Genomic DNA, 23,665 nt, shown 5'->3' with positions numbered 1-23,665 from the left:
GCGCCTCGCATGCTCCGATTGCCCCTCACTGCAAGAATTCCGCTTGCCGTCTCGTTGCTGTTCCTCGTGATATCCGCCGCGCTGATTTCCTTGGCGCTGCATGGCGTGTCACGCCAGTTCGACAGGCAGGTCGCCAATTTGGGACAGGTGTATCTGGACGGCCTGTCCGCGGCGATTCTTCCGGCGGTGCGCGCCGGAGACACCGCGCAGATGGACGACGTGCTCAACCGGGCACTGGATACGCACCTGGGCGTGGTCGATCGAACCCTTGCCGTGGTCACCGCCGATCGCCGCATCCTGGCCCACGTGGCCCGCTATCCCGAGGTCGAGCCGATTCCGCTGGCATCATTTGTGGACACCGCCGGCACGCTTGTCAGCCCGCGATCGGAAGGCGTGTGGACATGGCGCCTGCTGGACGACACGCGGCCCGGGCTGGGAACCGTGGTGGCCAACCTTGATGTCAGTGATTTTCATCGGCAACGGCAGGCGCTTGCCTGGGAACTCGGCCTGGTGGGATTGGCAATCAGCCTGATTGGCGCGGCGTTGTGCTTCGGCATGGCGCGACGGCTTCAACGCCCGATCATCTCCTTGACGCAAGCGCTGCGCGCTGGCCCGGAGAATCGCCTGCGCCCCATGCCGGTAAACACCACGGACCCCGAACTGCAGCAACTGCTGTCGGCCTACAACTGGATGATTGAAGGCGTGCTGGAACGCGAAGCGCTGACGCAACGCAGCGCCCGCATCGAACGTGAGGCCGTGCTGGGAAGAATGTCGGCTGCGCTTGCCCACGAAGTGCGCAATCCGTTGGGCGGGTTGCGCACCGCCGTGCAGACGCTCAGGCAATTCGGCGACCGCGCCGACGTCCGCAGCGAGTCGCTGGGCTTCATCGAACGCGGCGTCGAAACCCTGCAAGCCGTCGTGGACGCCAGCCTTCGCACCTTTCGGCCAGGCAACGCGCTGTTGCGTGAAGCGGATATCGCCGACATCCGCCTGATGGTGGGGGCACAAGCCAGCCGGGGCGGCGTGCGCGTGGAACTTCATTGCGAAGGTCTTCAGGAGCGGCGCCTCGCGCTGCCCGCCGGCGCCGTCCGTCAGGTGTTGCTCAATCTGGTGCTCAACGCGATCCAGGCGTCGGCGCCGGGCGAACTGGTGCGCGTCTTCGCGCGTGCCCGCGGTGGCGCCCTGACGCTGCATGTGGCCGATGCCGGAAGAGGCTTGCCGCCCGCCGCACGACGCGCATTGACGGGATGCCAGACCGACGGCGATGGCATGGGGCTGGGCATTGTGGCCGATCTGATAAAAGCCATGCGTGGAGGGCTGCGCGTCACGTCCCCCGCAAGCGGCACGCGCATTTCCGTGCGTCTACCCTTTGGCATACAGGAACAAGCGCCTTGAACGACATACAGGTTTTGCTGATCGAAGACGACGAACTGCTTGGTCACGCGTTGTTGCAGCGACTGCGGCTTGAAGGCATTTCGGCGCAGTGGGCGCAGAGCTGCGCGCAAGCGGTCGAACTGTTTCGCCGGACGCGCATGCGGCCGGCGTTTCTGTTGGCCGATATCCGGCTTCCCGACGGCTCCGGGGAAGATTTATACCGGCGCCTCATTCCCCACCTGGCCAGCACAACCGTGGTTTTTGGGACGGCGTATGGCGATATCGCGCAGGCGGTGCGGCTGGTCGGGGCCGGCGCCAACGACTATCTGACCAAGCCCTACGACACCGATGCGCTGGTGGCACGCATCCGGTCGGTCATCGCCGCGCAACCCGCCGGCCCTCACGATGACGTCCTCGAAAACCCCTTCGCAATACACGACGAGACCTTCGCGGTGGCGCAGGAGCTTGAACGCCTGGCCGCCAGTTCGCTGCCGGTGCTCTTCGAAGGCGAGACGGGATCGGGCAAAGACCGTGCCGCCCGCTACATGCACACGCGCTCGCCTTACGCGGCGGGCCCTTTTGTCGCGGTCAATTGCGCCACATTGGCGACGGAGCTCGTGGAAAGCCTGTTGTTCGGACACGTGAAGGGCGCCTTCAGCGGCGCCAGCTCCGCGCGCGAGGGCTTGTTTTCACAAGCCAGCGGCGGCACGCTTTATCTGGACGAAGTCGCTGAACTGACGCCCAGAGCGCAAGCCGTCTTGTTGGGCGTACTGGAAAACGGCCAATACCGGCCGCTGGGCGACGGCGCCGCAAGGCAAACGCATTGCCGGATTGTGTCCAGCACCAGTTCGGACCTGCAAGCCGCAATGACCCAAGGCACGTTTCGTCCCGATCTTTACTATCGGCTGACCGTGGCCAGCATCGCGGTCCCACCGCTACGGCAACGGCTGGGCGCATTGCCCGACCTGGCGCGCGCCTTGCTGGCGCAGCAGTCGCCCGCCGGGGCCGCGCTGTCATCCGACGCCCTGCAGGCCATGTGCGACTACGCCTGGCCGGGCAACGTACGCGAACTGAAGAATCGCATCGCCCGCGCAGCGGTCATGACGGATGACACGACGGTCAAAAGCGGCGACATCTTTCCGGAAAGCAAACTTGTGGAAACGCCGGATCTGGCCGCCACCCGGTTTGGCGCCGAACAGCGTGCGATCCAGCAAGCCATTGCGGAGTCGGGTGGCCATATGGGGCAGGCCGCGAAACTCCTCGGCATTTCGCGCACGACGCTATGGAAGAAGCTACGCGCCGCTCGGGGCGAGGACGCCGGGAGTTGAAAGGTCCACCTCCACCCGATTGCGCCCCGCCGCCTTCCCGCGATAGAGCGCCGCGTCGGCCTCGCGCAGCGCTTCCTCCAGCGCATCCGCCCCATCGAACCGTGACGACACGCCGATCGTCACGGTGCAGCGCAGCCGCTCGTTCGCGCCGGTGACACGGATCGGCTGGCTCTCGATGCTGGCCCGCAGCCGCTCTGCCAGCGCCATCACATCGGCCACGTCCGATTCGAGCAGAATGGCGACAAACTCCTCTCCCCCGATCCGGCCGCTCAGATCCCCACGGCGCACGCCCGCACGCAGCAACCCCGCCACATGGCAAATCACCTCGTCCCCGGCCTGGTGGCCGTAGGTGTCGTTGATGCGCTTGAAGTGATCGACGTCCAACACCAGCAAATACGCCGGCTTTGCATTGCGCCCATTGAAATACTGGACGAGCGCATCCGAGAGCCCGCGCCTGTTGAGCAGATCCGTCATCGGATCCCGCGCCGCCATATTCCGCAGGCTGTCCGTCAAGCGGCGCAGCACCAGCCAGACAATCGACGGCGGCACGATCGTGGCGAGGGTGGACATATAGATGTAGAAAATCATCTGGAAACGGCTGTCCATGTGCAGGGCATCCAGGCCGCCCTCCATGATTTTCAGGAACTTCAACGCGTTCAGCACGCAGATCCCGCCAATCAGGCACGCGAAGAAGATCATTTCCGCGCGCAAGTCCTTGGCGAAGGTTCGTGTGCCGCATAGCACCGCGACCGACATCGCAAAGAAAAGCAGCGTGGCCGACGCGGCTAGCATGGCGTAGCGGGCTTCCGGGCCCATCTGCCATTGCACCCACCATTGCGCCATGGCGTACACGAGGCAGAATGCCAGCAGCGGCGGCCACAAGCGGACCTGATGCCCGAAGAACCGCATGGCGCCCAGCAGATAGGCGATTGGGGCGGCCAGCGTGAGGCAGTGGTTGACGACGCTCATGAGGCTCCACGCGGGGCCGCCTTCGATGAGTTGCAGGATGTAGGCGGCCGCCAGCAGCAGGTTGCCGACAGCAAAGAAGTCCATCCCCATCCTGTTGCCAGGCAGACGACGGCTGATAAGCAGAAACATGCCGGAAAAGCACAGCAGGTGTGCGCACAGCATGCCAACGAGCGTGGAGGCAACCATGAGAGAGACGTCAAGAGGGGAAGCGGATTTCCAGCACCGGCGTGAAGCCGGCGCTAGTCGCGCCGCCGCCAGACGCTCGCCAGCCACGGCTGCTGCTCGCGCGGCAGCCCATCGGGCCGGTAGTAATGCTCCAGCTCCTCGAAGCCGGCGGCCTGCATCAGCGCCCGCCAGCCTTCAAGATCGTGATACGCGCCATAGCGCCCGCGATTCCAGCCTTCCTGGTTGCCGCCCCGCGGATTGGAGCTGAACAACACGCCGCGCGGGCGCAGCGTGGCATGGAGCTCGCGCAGCACACGGGGCAGTTCCTGCCCCGGCACATGGAACAGCACGGCGTTGGCGAAAATGCCGTCAAAGCGCGCCGCGGGCAGTTGAAGCTGCAGGAAATCCTGCTCCCAGACCTCGCAACCGCTTGCCGCGCGGGCCATTTGCACAAACCGCGGCGTGCCGTCCAGGCCGACGGGCCGGTGCCCCATCGCCAGGAACGTCTTCAGGTCACGGCCCGGTCCGCAACCGAGATCCAGGATGTCAAAGGGCGGCTCGCCGTCGATATGGCGCAGCAAGGCGGCGATGTTCTGGCTGACGTCGTGGTCCTGCGTGCCGGCCTGGAACGAATCGGCGTTCTCTTCGTAATGGGCGAGCGTCAGGGACGTGATCTTGGCGAGGTCTTCGGGATCCAGGTGCATGGAGCGATTGTGCATCAAACGGCGCAGGCCTGCGAGACCGAGCGCACCTTTCAGGAAATCGGCCGCGCCTTGATGAAGTCGATCAGCGCCTTGAGCGGCGAAGGCACCAGCCGGCGGCCGGAGTAATACAGAAACGGTCCCGAGAACTGCGGCCACCAGGGCTCCAGTACGGGTTCCAGCGCGCCGCTTTCGAAGTGCGGGCGCAGCCAGTCTTCGAACAGATACATGACACCGGCGCCCGCGATGGCCGCATCCACGGCCAGGTCGACCGCGCCGCCGATTTGCACGACCAGCGGACCCGATGCGTCGATGCGCACCGATTCCCCGTCCCGCTCGAACTCCCACGGCGGCATCGACCCGCTGGGAAATCGGCCCCGCAGGCAGGCGTGCTGCATCAGGGCTTCGGGATGGGCGGGCCGCCCGTGCCGGTCCAGGTAGGCGGGCGAGGCGCCGGCCGCGAAGCGCTGCACGCGCGGGCCGATGGGCACGGCGATCATGTCCTGTTCCAGCCGGTCGTCGTAGCGGATGCCGGCGTCGCATCCGGCGGCCAGCACGTCGACGAAGCTCTCTTCGGCCACGACTTCCAGGCGGATGTCGGGATAGGCGGCCAGGAAGGCCGGCACGATGGACGGCAGCACGAGCCGCGCGGCGCTGAGCGGCACATTGAGCCTGAGCGTGCCGGCGGGCTTGTCGCGAAAGACGTTGACGGCGTCCAGCGCCGCCTCCACTTCCGTCAGCGCGGGCGCCAGCCGGGCCAGCAGTTCCTGGCCGGCCTGCGTCAGCGCGACCGAGCGCGTGGTGCGGTTAAAGAGCCGCACCCCTAGTTGCGCCTCAAGGCGGCGCACGGTGTCGCTTAACCGCGAGGCGCTGGTGCCGGCCGTGCGGGCCGCTTCGCGAAAGCCTTGCGCGCGCGCCACCGCGACGAAGGCGTTGAGGTCATCGAGGTCGGTCGCCATTGTTCATTTTTCCGTACAAGCCGTGCGGATTGTATTGGCTTATCAGGCGGCGCTGGAAGTTCTATCGTTTGGCCCATGCCTCCCTCTCACCGAAAACAGGATCAGACATGACTCAACTCGCAGACAGCGGCACCTACGCGCTCGGCTCGCGCCAGGTTTATCGGCTTGGCTACGGCGCCATGCAGCTTGCGGGCCCCGGCGTCTTCGGGCCGCCCAAGGATCGCGACGCCGCGCTGGCCGTCCTGCGCGAGGCCGTGGCCGCGGGCGTCAACCACATCGACACCAGCGATTTCTACGGCCCGCACATCACCAACCAGCTGATTCGCGAGGCACTGGCCCCCTATTCAGATGACCTGGTGATCGTGACCAAGGTGGGCGCGGTGCGCGGCGACGATGCGTCCTGGAATCCCGCGTTCTCGGCCGAACAGCTGACCCGCGCGGTGCACGACAACCTGCGCAACCTGGGACGGGACGTGCTGGACGTGGTCAACCTGCGCGCCATGTTCGACGTGCATGGTCCGGCGGAAGGCTCCATCGAGGAACCGCTGTCCGTGCTGGCGAGCCTGCAGCAGCAAGGGCTGATCCGGCACATCGGGCTGAGCAACGTGACGCCCGCGCAGGTGGCGCAGGGCCGCGGCATCTGCGAGATCGTGTGCGTGCAGAACCAGTACAACGTCGCGCACCGGGGCGACGACGCGCTGATCGACGACCTGGCGCGCGAAGGCATTCCCTATGTGCCGTTCTTTCCGCTGGGCGGCTTCAGCCCGTTGCAGTCGTCCATCCTGAACGACGCCGCGGCGCGGATCGGCGCGACGCCGATGCAGACAGCGCTGGCCTGGCTGCTGCGCCGTTCGCCCAACATCCTGCTGATTCCGGGGACGTCGTCCCCGAAACACCTGGGCGAAAACCTGGCAGCCGCGTCGCTGCAACTGCCGGACGACGTGGCCAAGGCGCTGGACGGGATCGCGGCCAGCAAGTCGCATTAAGCCCCTGGGCTGCACCCGCTGCACGCAAAAAAAACCCGCCTGCGCACAGCAGGCGGGTTCGTTCAGACCACAGGGTCCAGCAGCCTCAGGCCGCCAGACGGCCTTCGATTTCGGTCTTGGTGGTCCGCAGTTCGTCGGGCAGGCCTTGCGACAGCTGGCCGAAGAGCTCGTGATGCAGCGCCAGCTCTTCACGCCAGGCTTTCTCGTCCACCGACATGACCTGCTCGAACTTGTCCGGGCTGAACTCCAGGCCGGTCCAGTCGATGTCCTGGTAGCTGGGCGACACGCCGAACACCTGGTCCACGCCCTTGGATTGGCCGTCGATGCGGCCCAGCATCCAGCGCAGCACACGCATGTTGTCGCCAAAGCCCGGCCAGACGAACTTGCCGTCCGGACCCTTGCGGAACCAGTTCACGCAATAGATGCGCGGCAGGGTCGCGCCGGCGGCTTCGAGCTGCTTGCCCAGATTGAGCCAGTGGCCGAAGTAGTCGCTCATGTTGTAGCCGCAGAACGGCAGCATGGCGAACGGGTCGCGGCGCACCACGCCTTGCTGGCCGGCAGCCGCGGCGGTGGTCTCGGAGCCCATCGTGGCGGCCATGTAGACGCCTTCGACCCAGTTGCGGGCTTCGGTGACGAGCGGCACGGTGGTGGAGCGGCGGCCGCCGAAGATGAACGCGTCGATGACCACGCCCTTGGGGTTTTCCCATTCGGGGTCGATGGACGGGCACTGCGAGGCGGGCGCGGTGAAGCGCGCGTTAGGATGCGCGGCCTTGCGGCCGGTTTCGCGCGCGATCTCGGGCGTCCAGTCCTTGCCCTGCCAGTCGACCAGGTGCGCCGGCGGCGTGTCGGTCATGCCTTCCCACCAGACGTCGCCGTCGTCGGTCAGCGCGACGTTGGTGAAGATGACGTTGGCCTTGAGCGTGGCCATGGCGTTGAAGTTGGTCTGCTCGCTGGTGCCCGGCGCCACGCCAAAGTAGCCGGCCTCGGGGTTGATGGCATGCAGGCGGCCGTCCGGGCCGGGCTTGATCCAGGCGATGTCGTCGCCAATGGTGGTGACTTTCCAGCCGTCCATGCCTTGCGGCGGGATCAGCATGGCGAAGTTGGTCTTGCCGCAGGCCGACGGGAAGGCGGCAGCGACGTGGTACTTGCGGCCCTTGGGCGAGGTCACGCCCAGGATCAGCATGTGTTCGGCCAGCCAGCCCTGGTCGCGGCCCATCGTGGATGCGATGCGCAGCGCAAAGCACTTCTTGCCCAACAGCGCGTTGCCGCCGTAGCCGGAGCCGTAGCTCCAGATTTCGCGGGTCTTGGGGAAGTGCACGATGTACTTGGTGGGGTTGCACGGCCAGGCCACGTCGGCCTCGCCCTCGGCCAGCGGCTTGCCGACCGAATGCAGGCAGGGCACGAAGTCGCCATCGGTGCCCAGCACGTCATACACCTGCTTGCCCATGCGCGTCATGATGCGCATGTTCACGGCCACGTACGGGCTGTCGGACAGTTCGACGCCGATGTGGGCGATGTCCGAACCCAGCGGGCCCATCGAGAACGGCACCACGTACAACGTGCGGCCGCGCATGGCGCCGTCGAACAGGCCGTTCAGCGTGTCGCGCATTTCGGCCGGGTCGGCCCAGTTGTTGGTGGGGCCGGCGTCTTCGGCGCGGTCCGAGCAGATGAAGGTGCGGTCTTCAACCCGCGCCACGTCGGACGGGTCGGACCACGCCAGGTAGGAATTGGGGCGCTTGGCGGGGTTGAGCCGGCGCATGGTGCCGGACTGGACCATCTGCTCGCACAAGCGGTCGTACTCTTCCTGCGAGCCATCGCACCACACGACGCGATCGGGCTTGGCCAGCGCGACGAAACTGGCAACCCAGTCGATCAGTCCGCGGTGCTTGACGTACGCGGGCACGTTCAAGGCTGCCAGTCCCCCGTCCAAAGGCTTATTCATTGGGGTTATCTCCATACTTTGGCTAAAGGTGATACGGCCCCAATTGAGTGGGGCCGTATCCAGTTTGCGCCATCATACTTGCAGCGCCGGGCAACCCGTCAACCCATCCACATGGAGGAGATTGTCACCGTGTGAGACCGCTCAGCCCGGGTAACCGGCGCGCAACTCCCGGCGGATAATCTTGCCCGTCGCGGTCGTGGGCAAACTGGTTACAAACCGGATCGCGCGCGGATATTCATGGGCCGCCAGCCGGGTGCGGACATGCGCCTGCAGCGCCTTGACCAGCGCCTCGTCGCCGTCGACCCCCTCTTTCAGCACCACATACGCCACCACGATTTCCGTACGTTCAGCATCCGGCATGCCCACCACCGCCGCCATGCGCACGGCGGGATGCCCGAGCAGGCAGTCTTCGATTGGGCCCGGACCAATCCGGTACCCGGCGCTGGTGATGACGTCGTCGTTGCGGCCCACGAAGCGGATGAAGCCTTGCGCGTCGCGCACGCCGATATCGCCGGTCTGAAGATAATCGCCGGCAAATTTTTCCGCTGTCGCCGCCGGGTTGTTCCAGTATCCCAGGAACATGACCGGATCCGGGCGCATTACGCCGATGTTGCCCTCTTGTCCATCGGCCAACTCGGCCCCGGCGTCATCCACAATAGCGACCCGGTGACCGGGCGCGGCGCGGCCGATGGCGCCCAGGCGGGGGGCGAACAGCGACGAGCACGAGGACACGATCATGTTGCATTCGGTCTGGCCGTAGAACTCGTTGATGGTCACGCCCAGCACGCGGCGGCCCCAGTCGATGAGTTCCGCGCCCAGCGATTCGCCGCCGCTGGCCACCGAGCGCAGCGCGCGCGGCCCGGCGTCCCCGGGCCATTCGCAGCCGCGCATCATCTTGAGCGCGGTGGGCGGCAGAAAGGTGTGCGTGACGCCGTGGCGTGCCATGAGCTCCAGCGCCGAGGCGCCGTCGAATTTCTCGAACCGACGCGCCAGCACCGGCACGCCGTGGTGCCACGACGGCAACAGCACATCCAGCAGCCCGCCGATCCATGCCCAGTCGGCCGGCGTCCACATCAGGACGGCGTTTTCCGGAAAAAATTCGTGCGACATCTCGACGCCGGGCAGATGGCCCAGCAGCACGCGGTGCGCATGCAGCGCGCCCTTGGGCTTGCCGGTGGTGCCCGAGGTGTAGATGATGACGGCCGGATCGTCGGCCGCCGTCGCCACGGGGTCGAACGCGTCAGCCTCCAGCGCCAGGCTCTGCTGAAACGGCAGCGCATTGACGGCGGCCACCGGGTCTTCCATACCCCCCGCCTCGCCGTCGATGCAATAGATCACTTTCAGATCCGGCAGGCTGTCGCGGATCTCGAGCAGCTTGCGGCAGCCTTCGGCGTCTGTAATGAGCGCCGACGCCCCGCTGTTGGCCAGCCGGTACTGGATGGCGTCCACGCCAAACAGCGTGAAAAGCGGCACCGCCACCGCGCCCATCTTGTAGGCAGCGACGTGGGCGATGGCGGTTTCGGGCGCCTGCGGCAGGTAGATGGCCACGCGCTCGCCACGGCGGATGCCGTAGCGCGCCAGGCTGTTGGCCAGCTGGTTCGACTGCGACTTGATCTGGTCGAACGTGTAGCGCGTCTGCGCCCCATCGCTCTTTTCATAGATCAGCGCCAGCCGGCCGCTGCCGTCCGCCCACTTGTCGCACACGTCGACGCCGATGTTGTAGGCCGCGGGCACCTGCCACTGGAACGTGGACAGGACTTGCGCGTAGGAATCTGCTCGATGCAGCATGGTTGTCTCTTGATGATTATGGTTGTTGCCATGAAGGAGCCGCGGCGGCGGGTTGCATCCCGCCTTGCCACGGCGTTGACCCTCGCTCAATAATAGGCGCTCGCGCGGACGGCCAGGCAGGCCGCCCGCCCCTTTTTCGCCTTTTGCCTGCATGGAAAATAGCCCAGCCGTCCCGATGCGCCGCCCGCCGGCCAGCGCCAAGTCCGAGCAACGCATCCGCGACATCCTGCGGGTCGCGCGCCAGGTGTTCTCCGAAGCGGGCTTCCAGGCGGCCACCACCACCGAGATCGCGCAGCGCCTGGGGGTTTCGGAAGCCACCGTCTTTACCTACTTCGGCGGCAAGCGCGAACTCTGCGTGCGGGTGATCAGCGACTGGTACGACGAAATCATCGCGCGGGTGGAAGACCACCTGCCCCATATACACGGCACGCGGGCCCAACTGCATTACCTGGTCCATACGCACCTGCGCCATCTGCTGGCCGAGGGTCCCGGCCTGTGCGCGTTCATCCTGTCCGAAGGGCGCGCGCGCAACGACGACTTTGGCGAGATCTACGCCGGCCTGCAACGCCGCTACACCGCCCCGCTGATGCGCATCCTGGCCCAAGGCCAGGCCGATGGCGACATCCGCCAGGACATGCCGCTGCGGCTGCTGCGCTCGGCGGTCTACGGGCCGATGGAACACGTGCTGTGGGACGCGATGCTGCGCGGCACGGGCGTGGATGTGGCAGCCACCGCCGACCACCTGGTGGGCTTTTTGTGGCAGGCCTTGCAGCCGCCGCGCCAGGATGCGCTGGCGCTGGCGCAGTTCCGGGGCGAAGTCCAGAATGCCCTGCATCGCCTTCAATCTTCCGAAAACAGCGACGGCGGCACGTACTGAGGAAAGCCGTTGTAGGCCTGGCCGCGCTCGGCCGGCTGCAGATTCCAGGAATGGCGCGCGTTGGGCACGCCGCCATCGACGCGGATGACGCTGCCATTGATGAACGCCGCCGCGGGCGACAGCAGGAAAACGACCGCCGCGGCCAGCTCGGCCTCGGTGCCGAAGCGCTGCAGCGGGACCTTGGTCTTCAGTTCGCGCAGCACCCCGCGGTAATGTTCGTCGTAGCTGTCCATGCCGCTGGAAGCGATCCAGCCCGGCGCCACCGCGTTCACGCGCACGCCGGCATGCGCCCACTCGCAGGCAGCGGTTTCGGTCAAGTTCCACACGCCCGCGCGCGCCGCGCCGGAATGCCCCATCCCCGGCATGCCGCCCCAGATGTCGGCCAGCATGTTGACGATGGCGCCGCCGTGCTGGCGCATGTGCTGGGTATAGACCTCGCGCGACACCAGAAACGTCCCGTGCAGGTTGTTCTGCACCACGGCATTCCAGCCGTTCAGGCTGATCCGGTCCAGCGGCGCGGGAAACTGCCCGCCCGCGCAATTGAAAACGCCGTCCAGCCCGCCGTGCGCGGCCAGCGCATCGGCCACGGCGCCGCGAACGCCGGCCTCGTCGCGGATGTCGCACGCATGCTGGCTGATGCGGCCGGCGGCTTCGGGGTAGATGCCGGCGATTTCCTCGGCCACGGCGCGCAGCTTGCCGGGGTTGCGCCCCACCAGCGCCAGACCGGCGCCCAGCGCCGCCAGCTCATGCGCGGTGCATCGGCCCAGGCCGCTGCCGCCGCCGGTCACCATGACGGTCTTGCCGTCGAACAACCCCGGCCGGAATATCGATGCGTAACGCTCACGGGCGGACGCGCCGTCCTGATGCTGGCTCATGTCTGTCTCCGAATTTTTTGTTGAGGATAACTCAATATATCCAAACGAAGTATCGCGAAATCGCGCTTATACCCATAGAATCAGCCAGGCAAATGGCCACCCCGATTGAGCCATCATCAATAACACCGGAGACCGCGCATGACGCCGACTGCACCGCTGGACCTGGCCCTCGACGGCCCAATCGCCCGCCTGACGCTGAACCGCCCGGACATGCGCAACGCGTTCGACGAGACGCTGATCGCCGCGCTGACGGCCGCGGTCAAGACGTCCGTGGAAGACTCCCGGGTCCGGGTCCTGCTGTTGACGGGTGCGGGCAAGGCGTTCTGCGCCGGCGGCGACCTGAACTGGATGCGCAAAATGGGCACGCTGACCGATGCGGACAACCGCCAGGACGCCACGCGGCTGGCGGACATGCTGCACGCGGTCTGGACCTGCCCCAAACCCATCGTCGCCTGCGTCAATGGCGACGCCTACGCGGGCGGCATGGGGCTGGTGGCCGCCTGCGACATGGCGGTGGCGGCGGACAGCGCGCACTTCTGCCTGTCCGAAACCCGCCTGGGCCTGCTGCCCGCCACCATCAGCCCCTACGTGATCCGCGCCATGGGCGAGCGCGCGGCCAACCGGTACTTCCTGACCGCCGAACGTTTTGACGCCGCCACCGCGTTGCGGCTGGGGCTGGTGCACGAGGTGGTGCCCGCAGCGCTAGCGCTCGCGGCTGCCGAAGCGCTGTGCCGCACCTTGTGCGCCAATGGCCCGGGCGCCGTGCAGGCCAGCAAGCGGCTGGTGCGGGACTTCGCAGGCCAGCCGCTGAATGCAACCCTGATCGCCGACTCGGTCGAACGCATCGCGGCCATCCGCAGCACCGGGGAAGCGCGCGAAGGCGTGACCGCCTTCCTGGAAAAGCGCGAGCCAGCCTGGCGCAGAACGACGTAGGCGGCGGCCCGGCGCGCGGCGGCATGGACGCCATGGCATTGATGCCATAATCCAGGGCGATCTTCTGGAAGTCTCATGCCGCAAGCCACACCGCCCGCCTTTCCTCCCCTGAACGCCGAACGCCTCTGGGCGCGCGTCGACACCCTGTCCAAATTCACCCTGCCCGACGTGCCCTGGACGCGCCGCGCCTTTTCGCCGCTGTTCGATGACGCGCGCGCCTGGCTGCGCAGCGAGTTCGAAGCCGCGGGGCTGGCCACGCGCCTGGACGCGGGCGGCAACCTGGTCGGCACGCGCGCCGGGCGCGACGCCGCGCGCAAGCCGATTGCCACCGGCTCGCACTGCGACACCGTCATGAGCGGCGGCCGCTTCGACGGCATCATCGGCGTGCTGGCAGGCATCGAGGTCGCGCATACGATGCAGGAACACGGCATCACCCTCGACCATCCCTTCGAGGTCATCGACTTCCTGTCCGAGGAACCCAGCGACTACGGCATTTCCTGCGTGGGCAGCCGCGCGCTGTGCGGCCAGCTCAGCGCCGACATGCTGGCCGCCCGCAATCCGCAGGGCGAGACGCTGGCGCAGGGCATCGCCCGCATCGGCGGCGATCCGGCGGCGCTGAATGCGCCGCTGCGCCGCGCGGGCGAAACCGCCGCCTTCGTCGAACTGCACATCGAACAGGGCCCCGTGCTCGAGAGCCGCAACCTGCCGATCGGCGTGGTCACCAACATCGTCGGCATCCGCCGCGTGCAGATCGTGGTCGAGGGCCAACCCGATCACGCGGGCACCACGCCCATGGATATCCGGCGCGACGCGCTGGTGGGCGCGGCCCGAATCATTGATGCCGCCCACCGACAGGCCAGCGCCGCCAGCGGCAATCCGCATTACGTCGTCGCCACGGTGGGCCGGCTGGCCATGACGCCCAATGCGGCCAATGCGGTGCCCGGCCGGGTCGAGATGACGCTGGAAATGCGCAGCGACAGCAACGCCGTGCTCGATGCCTTCCCGGAAACCCTGATGGCAGGCGTGGCGGACGACCTGAAAGCGCTGCGCCTGACCGCCGGTTTCACTCAGCTCAGCCGCGCGCAGCCCACGGACTGTTCGCCCCTGGTCATGGACGCCGTCAAGGCTGCCGCCGACCAGTTGGGCTATGCGTCGATGCGCCTGCCCAGCGGCGCCGGCCACGACGCCGTCTACATGGCGCCCACCGGCCCCATCGGCATGATCTTCATCCCCTGCCTGAACGGCCGCAGCCACTGCCCCGAAGAATGGATCGAACCGGCGCAACTCCTGGACGGCACCCGCGTGCTGTATCAGTCGGTGCTGGAACTCGATCGCGTGCTGCGCGGCGCTTGAGAGCCCTACACCATGGAACAGATAACCCTCAACGACAGCACCGCCGACCGCTATCTGCTGGACGCGCCCGGCCTGTCGCTCATCGTCTTTCACAGCCGCACCTGCGGCACCTGCCGCGTGGCGCGCGAGCAGCTTCCGGCCGTTGAACTGCCGGTCGAGCGCATCTGCTGGATCGATGCCGGCGACAACCGCGGGCTGGTCGAGCGCTACGAGGTCTTTCACCTGCCGGCCATGTTCGTCGCCCGCGACGGCGCCTTCTACGGACCGGTGCAATCCACGCTGGCCGAATGGGACCTGCGCCAGCAGATCGGGCTGGCGCTTGACAGCTACCCTGCCGAACTACCGTGAGCGTCGCCGCCGCAAGGCCGCAACGCCTTCCCCTGGACACGCTGGCCACCAGCGCAATGCTGGCGCTGTGCGTGTGCTGGGGCTTTCAGCAGATTGCCATCAAGCTGGTGGCCGATGACATCGCCCCCATCATGCAGATCGGGCTGCGCTCGACGTTCGCGGCCCTGGTACTGGCGGTGGTGGTGTGGCGTTCAGAGCGCGGGCGCGCGTTCACCGACGGCACCATCCTGCCCGGACTGACCGTGGGGTTGCTGTTCGCGGGCGAATTCCTGTTCGTCGCGCAGGGTCTGGTCTACACCACGGCCTCGCACATGGCGGTGTTTCTATACACCGCACCTATCTTCGCGGCGCTCGGCTTGCACTGGCTGCTGCCCGAAGAGCGCCTCAAACCGCTGCAATGGGCAGGCGTGGCGCTGGCCTTCTGCGGCATCGCGGTCGCGTTCCTGGTCAAGGGCGGCGAACCCGCCGTCCACGAGGGCGCCCGCAACATGCTGCTGGGCGATGCGATGGGACTGGCGGCCGGATTGCTGTGGGGCGCCACCACGGTCGCGATCCGCAAGACGGCGCTGTCCGAGGCCGCCCCCGCCAAGACGCTGTTCTATCAGATGGCCGTGGCCGCGGTGGGGCTGCTGGCCTTCGCCGTGGCCACCGGCCATCACGGCATCCGCTATACCCAGGCCGCCGTGCTGAGCGTCGCCTTTCAGTCGGTGGTGGTGGCGCTGTCCAGCTACCTGGTCTGGTTCTGGCTGTTGCGCCGGTATCTTGCCTCGCGCCTGTCAATCCTGTCCTTCATGACGCCGCTCTTTGGCGTGAGCTTTGGCGTGCTGATTCTGGATGAGCCGCTGGATGCGGGATTCGTGATCGGCGCGGTGATGGTGCTGGCCGGCATCACGCTGGTCAGCGGCGCGGAAATGGTGCGGGAACGGCTGCGCAGGCGGCGCGGCGGCGCGTCTCATGGTTGAACTGGCCATCATGGTTGACTCGGCCATCTTGGGTTGAACCGGCCATCATGGTTAACTCGGCTTTCACCCTGCGGTCCGGGCGGATATAACGGACGTTTGCCGCCCCGGACGCTTGCCGCCCCCCCCGGCGCGCGGCCACCGCCCGGAGTCCCCATGCAACCCTGGCACAGCGACAACCCCGCCCTGACCCGTGCGTTCGCACCGGTCTTTGACGAACGCGACGACGCGAACCTGCCCATTGAAGGCGACCTGCCCGCGGGCGTGTCCGGCGTCTTCATGCGCAACGGCCCCAACCCGCAATTCGAACCGGGACCGGGCTACGCCTATCCCTACGACGGCACGGGCATGATCCACGCGCTCTACCTGGACGGCGGCCGCGCGCGTTACCGCAACCGCTGGGTGCTGACCGCCGAGCTTCAGGAAGAACGGGACGCCGGACACCGCCTGTACAACCCGACGTTCGGCCCGCCCCCGCAAGCCAACCTGGCCAACACCAACGTGCTGCGCCACGCCGGCCGCATCCACGCGCTGTACGAAGGCGGATGTCCCTACGAAGTAAATGACGCGCTGGGCACGCTGGGTCCCAATACGTTCCAGGGCAAACTCACGGGCGCGTTCTCGGCGCATCCCAAGGTCGATCCGCTGACCGGGGAAATGCTGGCGATCAACTACGACCTCGTGGCCGGCACGCTGCAATACATGCGGCTGGACGCCGCCGGCCAAGTGGACCGCCAGGTGTCCTTCGCGTCGCCCTGGCCGGCGCTGGTCCACGACATTGGCCTGACCGCCACCCACGTAGTCGCGTTTGTGTGCCCCCTGGTGTTCGACTTCAGCCGCGGACCCGCGGCGCCAGCCTGGGAGCCGCAACGCGGCACGCACGTGCTGCTCGTGCCGCGCAACTGCAACGACGCGGCGCAGATCCGGTGGATCGAAGCGGATCCCTTCTTCAACTGGCACGTCGCCAATGCCTGCGTGGATGGCAACGTGATCGAGGCCGTGCTGCCCTGGCACGACGGCTACGGACCCAACGCGCGCAAGCGGCTCGAGATGCACCGTCTGCGCATCGACCTGGACAGCGGACGCGTGGACGATCAGATGCTGGACGATCAGCCCTGCGAGTTCGGCCGGGTCAACGATGCGTGGCTCGGGCGGCGCGCCCGCTTTTGCTATGCCGGCCTGCGCGACCCGCGTCCGGGTGAAACGCCGCAGCCCGGCGCCTTCGAAGCCTTTGCCCGCTACGACCTGCAGACGGGTGAAAAGTCCGTGTTCCGGCTGCCCGCCGGGCAGACCGCCTGCGAACCGGTGTTCGCGGCCGACCCGGCCGGCGCGGGTGAAGCGGACGGCTACATCCTGAGCTTCGTGCATGCGGAAAACGACACCGGGGGCCGGTTCATCGTGCTGGACGCCCGCGACCTGGCCGCCGGTCCTGTCGCGCAGGTTCGCCTGCCGCGCCGCGTGCCCGCCGGGCTGCACGGCACGTGGATGCCGTCGCCGCCCGAGGGCGCCGGTCAGGCGCGCCGCTGACCCAGGTTCAGGACGATCAGCCCCGCCCCGGCCATGACGAAGGCGAAGCCCCACCAGTCCGCCGGGGCAGGCCGGTCGCCCACTAGCGCCATCGCGCCCAGCACGCCCACGACCGGCACCATCAGCGTCGTCAGCGCCGCGACGGTGGCGCTGACGCGTTCGCTCAGCACGAACCACAGCCAGTACGCGACCGCGGTGCCCAGGATGATGTGAAACGAGAGCGCGCCCGCGACGCTGGCGGTCCAGCCGCGCGTGGGGAAGGACTCGCCGGCGATCAGCGCGCCCGCCAATGCGCAACTGGCGCCGACCACGAGTTGCCACGCGGTGATGACGATGCGGTCTCCCGCGACGGGCCAGCGCTTGAGATACACGGTGCCGGCCGCCCACCCGAACGCCGCCACCAGCGGAAAGACCAGCCCCTTGGCGGCGGCCACATCGTTGCCGGCGAACACCGCTTGCAGCACCGGCCAGGCCAGCACCGCCACCCCGCAAGCGCCCAACAGCAGCGCCAGCCCCCGGCGGCGATCCAGGCGTTCCCCCAGTACCAGCCACGCAAGCAGCGCCGACATCATCGGCATCGTGAAGGTCAGCACCGCCGCCCGCGACGTGCTGGTGCTGAGCTGCGCCCACGCCACGGCCAGGTTGAAGACGGCCACGGCCAGGACGCCGCCCACCACGATCCCGGGCCACGCGCTGCGCGGCGGCAACAGCGGCAAGCGTTTGGCGCCCGCCAGCAGCAATAGCAGCAGCGCGCCGCTGCCCAGGCCGAGCACGCGCAAGGTGAACGGCGGGAAGATGGACAGAATGATCTTCACCGCCGGCCAATTCAGCCCCCAGAAAAGGGCCAGTGCCACCGGAATCAGGCGCACGCGGCCGGGTCTCCTGCGCCGTTGCCCCGCCGATTGCCGGCCACATCGTTGCCCGCGCCGGCGGCCGCTTCGGCCGCGATCAACGCCGCCAGGCCCTGGCGTTGCTTGCCCTCGGCGTCGAAGTTGTCCGGGCTAAGCCAGCGCTCGTAGGCCGCGCGCCGCGCGGGCCATTCGCTGTCGATGATCGAGAACCACGCCGTGTCGCGGCTACGGCCCTTGTAGACGGTGGCCTGCCGGAAGATCCCTTCAAAGGTGAAGCCCAGTCGCAGCGCGGCGGCGCGCGACGGCGCGTTCAGGCTGTCGCACTTCCATTCATAGCGGCGGTAGCCCAGCTCGTCGAAGGCGCGGCGCATCAGCAGGAACTGCGCTTCGGTGGCAATGCGGGTGCGCTTGAGCTGGCGCGAATAGGACACGAAGCCGACCTCGACGACGCCATTGGGCGCGTCGATGCGCATCAGCGCCAGCGTGCCGACGGCGCGGCCCGTGGCCAGGTCGATGATGGCGTGGTGCATGGGGTCCGGGCTGGACTGCGCGGCTTCGGCGAATGTCCGGTACGCAGCCTCGTCCGCGAAGGGGCCGACGCCCATGTAGGTCCAGTCGCTGTCGTCGGGCGCCTGGCTGAAGGCCTGGTACAGGTCTGCCGCGTGGCGCTCGGCCGACAGCGGCTCCAGGCGGCAATAGCGGCCGACGGCGGGCGCGAGCGGCGGACGCGGACGCGTCGTCCAGCCGGGCAGCGCCGGGCCGATGGGTTGCTGGAAATCGTTGGTGCGCGGTTGCATGCGGGCGGTGCCTCGGCGATCGGTTCAGGGCGCGCCGCCGACGGTGGCAGGCGCAACACCCAGGGCCTCACGATATCGGAACCGTGGCATCATAAAAAGCGCCACGAACCGGGAATTTAATAGGGCCATGACCGACTCTGCCTTGGGCGACGCCGCCCATGCTTCACTGCTGTCCAGTCCGCTTGCGCGCGGCCCGGGTTCGCTGCCGCGCCAACGCCAGCTCATCCAGCGGCTCAAGCAGGCCATTCTGGCGGGCCAGCTTCCGGCAGGCGGCAAGCTGCCGTCATCCCGCGCGCTGTCCGAGGACCTGGCCATCTCGCGCAACACGGTGCTGATCGCCTACGAGCAACTGACCGCCGAGGGCTACGTGATCGCCGACCGCCAGGGCACGCGCGTGGCGCCGCTGTCGGCCGCGGCCCGCCACGCCGCCCGCCAGACCGTGCCCAGCCCCACGCAGGCCCCGGCGACCGCCCGGCGCCTGGCCCGCATCGTCTCCACACGCCATGCCGTGGACGCCACGCTGCCGATGACGCCCGGCACGCCCGCGCTGACCCAATTCCCGCTGAATGCCTGGCGCCGCGCGCAGGACCGCGCGCTGCAGGCCGCCCCCGCCGCCGCGCTGGGCTATGGCGATCCGGCCGGCGAACCCGCGCTGCGCGAGGCCATCGCCCAATACCTGCGCGTATCGCGCGGCGTGCATTGCGACGCCTCGCGCATCGTCATCACGGAAGGCGCGCAAGGCGGACTGGCGCTGTGCGTGCAACTGCTGACCAATCCCGGAGACACGGCCTGGCTGGAAGACCCGGGCTATCGCGGCGCCAAGGCCGCCTTTCATGCGGGCGACCTGAATGTCGTGGCGATGCGTGTGGATGCCGACGGCATCGTTATCCCGGAAAGCGCCTGGGCGCGCCAGCCGCCCCGCCTGATCCAGACGACGCCTTCGCACCAGTACCCCACCGGCGCGGTGCTGTCGCTGACGCGCCGGCTCGACCTGCTGGAACGCGCGCGGCAAGCGCACGCGTGGATCATCGAAGACGACTACGACAGCGAATTCCGCCATCAGGGCGAACCGATCGCCGCCATGCAGGGCCTGCTGCCGGACGCCCCGGTGCTGTACGTGGGCACATTCAGCAAGACCATGTTCCCCGCCCTGCGCCTGGGCTTTCTGGTGCTGCCCGAGGCCATCGCGCGCGAGGCCATGCCGTCCATCATCGAGATGCAGCGCGGCGGCCACCGGCTGGAGCAGCTCACCATGGCGGCCTTCATCGAAAACGGCCAGTTCTCGCGCCACCTGGGCCGCATGCGGCGCCTGTACCGCGAATGCCAGTCGGCGCTGCGCGAGGCGCTGGCCTTGCATCTGGGGATCGAACACGAGGTGCTGGGCGGGCACTGCGGATTGCATCTGACGGTGCGGCTGCCGTCCGAATATGCGGATACGGCCATCGTGGCCGAGGCGCGCAAGCTGGGCATGAATCCCGGCGCGCTGTCTTCGTTCGCGCTTACGCCGCGCCCCGAGGACAATGGTCTGGTGATCGGCTATGGCAACACCGGCGCGGAACGCTTTCCAGCGATGGTGCGGCGGTTGCGGGAGGTGGCCCAAGCGGTAGCAAAGGCGGTGCCGCGGGCCCGCTAGTCCACCAGCCCGCCCAGCACCAGCAGCGTCATGAACAGCCAGAAAAGGAACCCCAGAATCGAGCGCCGCAGCAGCGCCTTGACCGCGCCCCACAGGAACATGAGGCCCAGCGCCAGCAGCACCAGATTGAAGATCGACGGGCTCATGCCCATCGCGCCGGCCAGGCCGGCGTAGAAGTCCGCCAGCGCGCCGCCCAGTCCGCCCAAGAGCCATTTGATTCCTGCAACGATGGCGCGCAGGCCCTCGCCGAGCATGCCGCCCAGCGTCGCGAAAAATCCGTCCTGGGCCGGCATCAGCGTCGCGTATCCGCAAGCATCCGCACCGCCAGGCCGGCCAGCACCGTGCCCATCAGCCAGCGCTGCACCACCATCCACAGCGGGCGGCCCGCCAGGAAACCGGCAATGGAACCCGCCATGATCGCGATCAGCGCGTTCACGGACAGGCTGATCACGACCTGCGTCATGCCCAGCGCCAGCGATTGGGTGAAGACACTGCCGTGATCGGGCTGGATGAATTGCGGCAGCAGCGACACGTACATGACCGCGATCTTGGGATTGAGCAGATTGGTCAGGAGACCCATCGTGAACAATTGCCGCGGGCTGCTTTTGGGCAGGTCATGCACCTGAAACGGTGACCGGCCGCCCGGGCGGATCGCCTGCCACGCCATGTAGAGCAGGTAGAGCGCCCCGCCGATGCGCAGCGCGTCGTAGGCGTAGGGCACGGCCATCAGCAAGGCGGTGATGCCGAACGCCGCACAGGCCACGTAGAAGATGAACCCGACCGCCACGCCCCCCAGGGAAATCAGGCCGGCCTGCGGCCCTTGCGAAATGGAGCGGGACACCAGGTAGATCATGTTGGGGCCGGGTGTGAGCACCATGCCCAGCGCTACCAGGGCGAAAGTCAGCAGATGTGTCAGGTCGGGCATGGGAAGCCGGCGTGCGCCGGGAAAAAGTCGGATCGTGTATGCACACCTTAGCCGAAAACTGTACCGGAACAGCGGAATTTTCCGATGGGGTTGGCGGCTAGTCGCGCCGGCGATACAGTGGACCGCTCGACCCCTTTTGTGGAGCGCAGTCCATGCCGAAACGTCATCCGTCCCCGGCAGGCCGGGCCGCCGCGATCCGCGTTGGCATCGGCGGCTGGACCTTTGAGCCGTGGCGCGGCGGCGTCTTCTATCCCGACGACCTGCCGCACGCGCGCGAACTGGAATACGCCAGCCGGCAGGTCACGGCCATCGAGATCAACGGCACCTACTACGGCACGCAAAAGCCCGCCACGTTCGCCAAGTGGCGCGACGAAACGCCCGAGGATTTTGTGTTCTCGCTCAAGGCGTCGCGCTATTGCACCAACCGGCGCGAACTGGCGGGCGCGGGGGACTCGATCGATCGCTTCATCAAAAGCGGCATCGCCGAATTGGGCGCCAAGCTCGGCCCCATCGTGTGGCAGTTCGCCCCGACCAAGCAGTTCGATCCAAAGGACTTCGGGGCCTTCCTGGAATTGCTGCCGGACAAGGTGGGCGGACTGCCCTTGCGGCATGCGCTGGACGTGCGTCATGCCAGCTTTGCCTGCGAGGAATATCTGGACCTTGCGCGCCGCCATCGCGCAGCGACCGTCTACACCGACAGCGATGAGTTTCCCGCCATCGCCGACCGGACGGGCGACTTTGTCTACGCGCGGCTGATGCGCGCCAGCACCCGGTACAAGGCCGGGTATGCGCCCAAGGCGCTGGACGCCTGGGCAGAGCGACTGCAGGCCTGGTCGCGCGGCGCCCACCCGGACGACCTGCCGCGCATCGGCGCGCCGGCCAAGCCAGCCAAGCCTGCCAAGGCTGCCAAGGTTCAGGACGTCTTTGCGTACTTCATCAATGGGGCAAAAGAACGCGCGCCGGCGGCGGCGCGCGTCATGATCGAACGCCTGTAGCGTCAGGCGTTCGCGCGTCTTACTGCGCGACGGGCGTGCGCATCGTGACGAACTCTTCGGCCGCCGTGGGATGGATGCCGATGGTGTCGTCGAAGACGGCCTTGGTTGCGCCCGCCTTCAGCGCCACGGCAAGCCCCTGCACGATTTCGCCGGCCTCCGGGCCCACCATGTGCACGCCCAGCACGCGATCGGTCTGCGCGTCGACGATCACCTTCATCAGCGTGCGTTCCTGCGACTCGGTCAGCGTCAGTTTCATGGGCCGGAAGCGGCTTTCGAAAAGCCGCAGCTCGTACCCGGCGTCGCGCGCCTCTTCGGTGGTCAGGCCCACGGTGCCGATGTTCGGCAGGCTGAACACGGCGGTGGGAATCAGCTTGTAGTCGACCTTGCGATACTCCTGCGGGCGGAACAGCCGGCGCGCCACGGCCATGCCTTCGGCCAGCGCCACCGGGGTAAGCGGCACGCGGCCGATCACGTCGCCGATGGCCAGGATGGAAGGTTCCGCGGTGCGGTATTCGTCATCCACCTCGATGAAGCCGTCCTCGCGCAGCTTCACGCCGGTGTTCTCCAGCCCCAGGTTGTCCAGCATCGGACGGCGGCCCGTGGCGTAGAACACGCAATCGGTCTCGATGACGGAGCCGTCCTTGCAGGTGGCGGCCAGCGAGCCGTCCGCGCGCTTGTCGATGCGGGCGACCTCGGTGTTCATGCGCAGGTCGATGCCCTTCTTGACCAATTCGTCGCGCAGGTGCTCGCGCACGCCCAGGTCAAAGCCGCGCAGGAACAGCGGACCGCGATAGGACTGGATGGTCTGCGCGCCCAGGCCGTTGAAAATGGAGGCAAATTCCACGGCGATGTAGCCGCCGCCCACGACCAGCACGCGGCGCGGCAGGTCTTTTAGGAAGAAGGCCTCGTTGGACGTGATGGCGTGTTCCTTGCCCGGAATGTCGGGCACCTGCGGCCAGCCGCCGGTCGCGACCAGGATGTGCGCGGCGCTGTAGGTCTTGCCGTTGATGTCGACCGTGTTCGGGTCGACGATGCGCGCGTGGCCTTCGAGCAGCGTCACGCCGCTGTTGACCAGCAGATTGCGGTAGATGCCGTTCAGGCGCTCGATCTCGCGGTTCTTGTTGGCGATCAGCGTGGGCCAGTCGAACTTTGGCGTGTCCGCGGTCCAGCCAAAGCCATGCGCCTGTTCGAAGTCTTCGCTGTAGTGCGCACCGTAGACCAGCAGCTTCTTGGGCACGCAGCCCACGTTGACACACGTGCCGCCCAGGTAGCGGCTTTCGGCCACGGCCACGCGCGCGCCAAAGCTGGCCGAAAAACGGGCCGCGCGCACGCCGCCCGAGCCCGCGCCGATCACAAACAGGTCAAAGTCAAATGCCATGG

22 protein-coding genes are annotated in these 23,665 nt (G+C 67.5%); 11 read left to right on the top strand and 11 right to left on the bottom strand.

Annotated features, from left to right (window positions below; translation table 11 throughout):
• Positions 1–9: 9 nt before the first annotated feature.
• Both V6V88_RS10190 and V6V88_RS10185 read left to right on the top strand, forming a co-directional pair.
• Entirely contained in the window at positions 10–1,395 is a 1,386-nt protein-coding gene (locus tag V6V88_RS10190; protein WP_223575232.1) for a HAMP domain-containing sensor histidine kinase, read from the top strand.
• Positions 1,392–2,702, top strand: a complete 1,311-nt coding sequence (locus V6V88_RS10185; protein ID WP_062841806.1) for a sigma-54 dependent transcriptional regulator — start codon at positions 1,392–1,394, stop codon at positions 2,700–2,702. The genes V6V88_RS10190 and V6V88_RS10185 overlap by 4 nt, the downstream gene beginning before the upstream one ends.
• Here the strand turns inward: V6V88_RS10185 and V6V88_RS10180 are convergent.
• From V6V88_RS10180 to V6V88_RS10170, 3 genes are read right to left on the bottom strand one after another with little or no spacing between them, the layout of a single operon-like run.
• Complete coding sequence (locus V6V88_RS10180; protein ID WP_338619184.1) at positions 2,667–3,857, bottom strand: GGDEF domain-containing protein; 1,191 nt, start codon at positions 3,855–3,857, stop codon at positions 2,667–2,669. The two genes, V6V88_RS10185 and V6V88_RS10180, sit on opposite strands and share 36 nt — an antisense overlap.
• A 53-nt stretch (positions 3,858–3,910) precedes the next feature.
• The gene (locus V6V88_RS10175) at positions 3,911–4,540 is read right to left on the bottom strand and encodes a class I SAM-dependent methyltransferase (protein ID WP_062842075.1); all 630 of its coding nucleotides are present in this window, start codon (positions 4,538–4,540) and stop codon (positions 3,911–3,913) included.
• Between the two features lie 50 nt (positions 4,541–4,590).
• Complete coding sequence (locus tag V6V88_RS10170) at positions 4,591–5,496, bottom strand: LysR family transcriptional regulator (RefSeq protein WP_142049432.1); 906 nt, start codon at positions 5,494–5,496, stop codon at positions 4,591–4,593.
• Positions 5,497–5,603: 107 nt separating this feature from the next.
• Here V6V88_RS10170 and V6V88_RS10165 point away from each other — a divergent pair, with 107 nt between their 5' ends.
• Positions 5,604–6,482: an aldo/keto reductase family oxidoreductase gene (locus V6V88_RS10165; RefSeq protein ID WP_338619179.1), complete on the top strand. Its 879-nt coding sequence runs from the start codon at positions 5,604–5,606 to the stop codon at positions 6,480–6,482.
• 85 nt (positions 6,483–6,567) lie between these two features.
• Here V6V88_RS10165 and V6V88_RS10160 read toward each other — a convergent pair whose 3' ends face one another.
• Positions 6,568–8,424, bottom strand: coding sequence for a phosphoenolpyruvate carboxykinase (GTP) (locus V6V88_RS10160; protein WP_280003038.1), 1,857 nt, complete (start codon positions 8,422–8,424; stop codon positions 6,568–6,570).
• 141 nt (positions 8,425–8,565) lie between these two features.
• Entirely contained in the window at positions 8,566–10,212 is a 1,647-nt protein-coding gene (locus tag V6V88_RS10155) for an acyl-CoA synthetase (protein ID WP_338619176.1), read from the bottom strand.
• 151 nt (positions 10,213–10,363) lie between these two features.
• Between V6V88_RS10155 and V6V88_RS10150 the strand changes: the two genes are divergently transcribed.
• Entirely contained in the window at positions 10,364–11,089 is a 726-nt protein-coding gene (locus V6V88_RS10150) for a TetR/AcrR family transcriptional regulator (RefSeq protein ID WP_056316137.1), read from the top strand.
• Here V6V88_RS10150 and V6V88_RS10145 read toward each other — a convergent pair.
• Entirely contained in the window at positions 11,053–11,964 is a 912-nt protein-coding gene (locus V6V88_RS10145; RefSeq protein ID WP_338619170.1) for an SDR family oxidoreductase, read from the bottom strand. The genes V6V88_RS10150 and V6V88_RS10145 overlap by 37 nt on opposite strands.
• A gap of 138 nt (positions 11,965–12,102) precedes the next feature.
• Here V6V88_RS10145 and V6V88_RS10140 point away from each other — a divergent pair, with 138 nt between their 5' ends.
• The 5 genes from V6V88_RS10140 to V6V88_RS10120 all read left to right on the top strand — a co-directional run bounded on the left by V6V88_RS10140 (position 12,103) and on the right by V6V88_RS10120 (position 17,084).
• Entirely contained in the window at positions 12,103–12,897 is a 795-nt protein-coding gene (locus V6V88_RS10140; protein WP_338619169.1) for an enoyl-CoA hydratase/isomerase family protein, read from the top strand.
• A gap of 75 nt (positions 12,898–12,972) precedes the next feature.
• The gene (locus V6V88_RS10135) at positions 12,973–14,250 is read left to right on the top strand and encodes a Zn-dependent hydrolase (protein WP_152384024.1); all 1,278 of its coding nucleotides are present in this window, start codon (positions 12,973–12,975) and stop codon (positions 14,248–14,250) included.
• Positions 14,251–14,262: 12 nt separating this feature from the next.
• Complete coding sequence (locus V6V88_RS10130) at positions 14,263–14,598, top strand: thioredoxin family protein (protein ID WP_062841814.1); 336 nt, start codon at positions 14,263–14,265, stop codon at positions 14,596–14,598.
• A 56-nt stretch (positions 14,599–14,654) separates the two neighbouring features.
• The gene (locus V6V88_RS10125; RefSeq protein WP_338619573.1) at positions 14,655–15,560 is read left to right on the top strand and encodes a DMT family transporter; all 906 of its coding nucleotides are present in this window, start codon (positions 14,655–14,657) and stop codon (positions 15,558–15,560) included.
• Between the two features lie 153 nt (positions 15,561–15,713).
• Positions 15,714–17,084 (top strand): carotenoid oxygenase family protein, encoded by a 1,371-nt coding sequence (locus V6V88_RS10120; protein WP_338619166.1) that lies wholly within the window; start codon positions 15,714–15,716, stop codon positions 17,082–17,084.
• Here the strand turns inward: V6V88_RS10120 and V6V88_RS10115 are convergent.
• Both V6V88_RS10115 and V6V88_RS10110 read right to left on the bottom strand, forming a co-directional pair.
• Positions 17,069–17,953 (bottom strand): DMT family transporter, encoded by an 885-nt coding sequence (locus V6V88_RS10115; protein WP_056316119.1) that lies wholly within the window; start codon positions 17,951–17,953, stop codon positions 17,069–17,071. The two genes, V6V88_RS10120 and V6V88_RS10115, sit on opposite strands and share 16 nt — an antisense overlap.
• Positions 17,944–18,732, bottom strand: a complete 789-nt coding sequence (locus tag V6V88_RS10110) for a GNAT family protein (protein ID WP_223575211.1) — start codon at positions 18,730–18,732, stop codon at positions 17,944–17,946. The genes V6V88_RS10115 and V6V88_RS10110 overlap by 10 nt, the downstream gene beginning before the upstream one ends.
• A 127-nt stretch (positions 18,733–18,859) precedes the next feature.
• Here V6V88_RS10110 and V6V88_RS10105 point away from each other — a divergent pair, with 127 nt between their 5' ends.
• Positions 18,860–20,365 carry a PLP-dependent aminotransferase family protein gene (locus V6V88_RS10105; RefSeq protein ID WP_338619165.1) on the top strand — a complete coding sequence of 502 codons (1,506 nt, stop codon included), beginning with the start codon at positions 18,860–18,862 and terminating at the stop codon, positions 20,363–20,365.
• On the opposite strand, the gene V6V88_RS10100 is transcribed toward V6V88_RS10105, so the two are convergent.
• The gene (locus V6V88_RS10100) at positions 20,362–20,658 is read right to left on the bottom strand and encodes a hypothetical protein (protein ID WP_056316115.1); all 297 of its coding nucleotides are present in this window, start codon (positions 20,656–20,658) and stop codon (positions 20,362–20,364) included. The two genes, V6V88_RS10105 and V6V88_RS10100, sit on opposite strands and share 4 nt — an antisense overlap.
• Positions 20,658–21,290 carry a LysE family translocator gene (locus tag V6V88_RS10095; RefSeq protein WP_056316112.1) on the bottom strand — a complete coding sequence of 211 codons (633 nt, stop codon included), beginning with the start codon at positions 21,288–21,290 and terminating at the stop codon, positions 20,658–20,660. Before V6V88_RS10095 ends, V6V88_RS10100 begins: the two co-directional genes overlap by 1 nt.
• Positions 21,291–21,442: 152 nt before the next feature.
• On the opposite strand from V6V88_RS10095, the gene V6V88_RS10090 reads away from it, so the two are divergent.
• Entirely contained in the window at positions 21,443–22,285 is an 843-nt protein-coding gene (locus V6V88_RS10090) for a DUF72 domain-containing protein (protein WP_338619163.1), read from the top strand.
• Between the two features lie 19 nt (positions 22,286–22,304).
• On the opposite strand, the gene gorA is transcribed toward V6V88_RS10090, so the two are convergent.
• Positions 22,305–23,663 (bottom strand): glutathione-disulfide reductase, encoded by a 1,359-nt coding sequence (gorA, locus tag V6V88_RS10085; protein WP_338619161.1) that lies wholly within the window; start codon positions 23,661–23,663, stop codon positions 22,305–22,307.
• Between the last annotated feature and the right edge of the window lie 2 nt (positions 23,664–23,665).

Source organism: Achromobacter sp. E1, from assembly GCF_037039475.1.
Classification (GTDB): domain Bacteria; phylum Pseudomonadota; class Gammaproteobacteria; order Burkholderiales; family Burkholderiaceae_B; genus Achromobacter; species Achromobacter mucicolens.
Note: the sequence above shows the minus strand (reverse complement) of the source record. Positions and strands in the feature narration are given on the sequence as shown.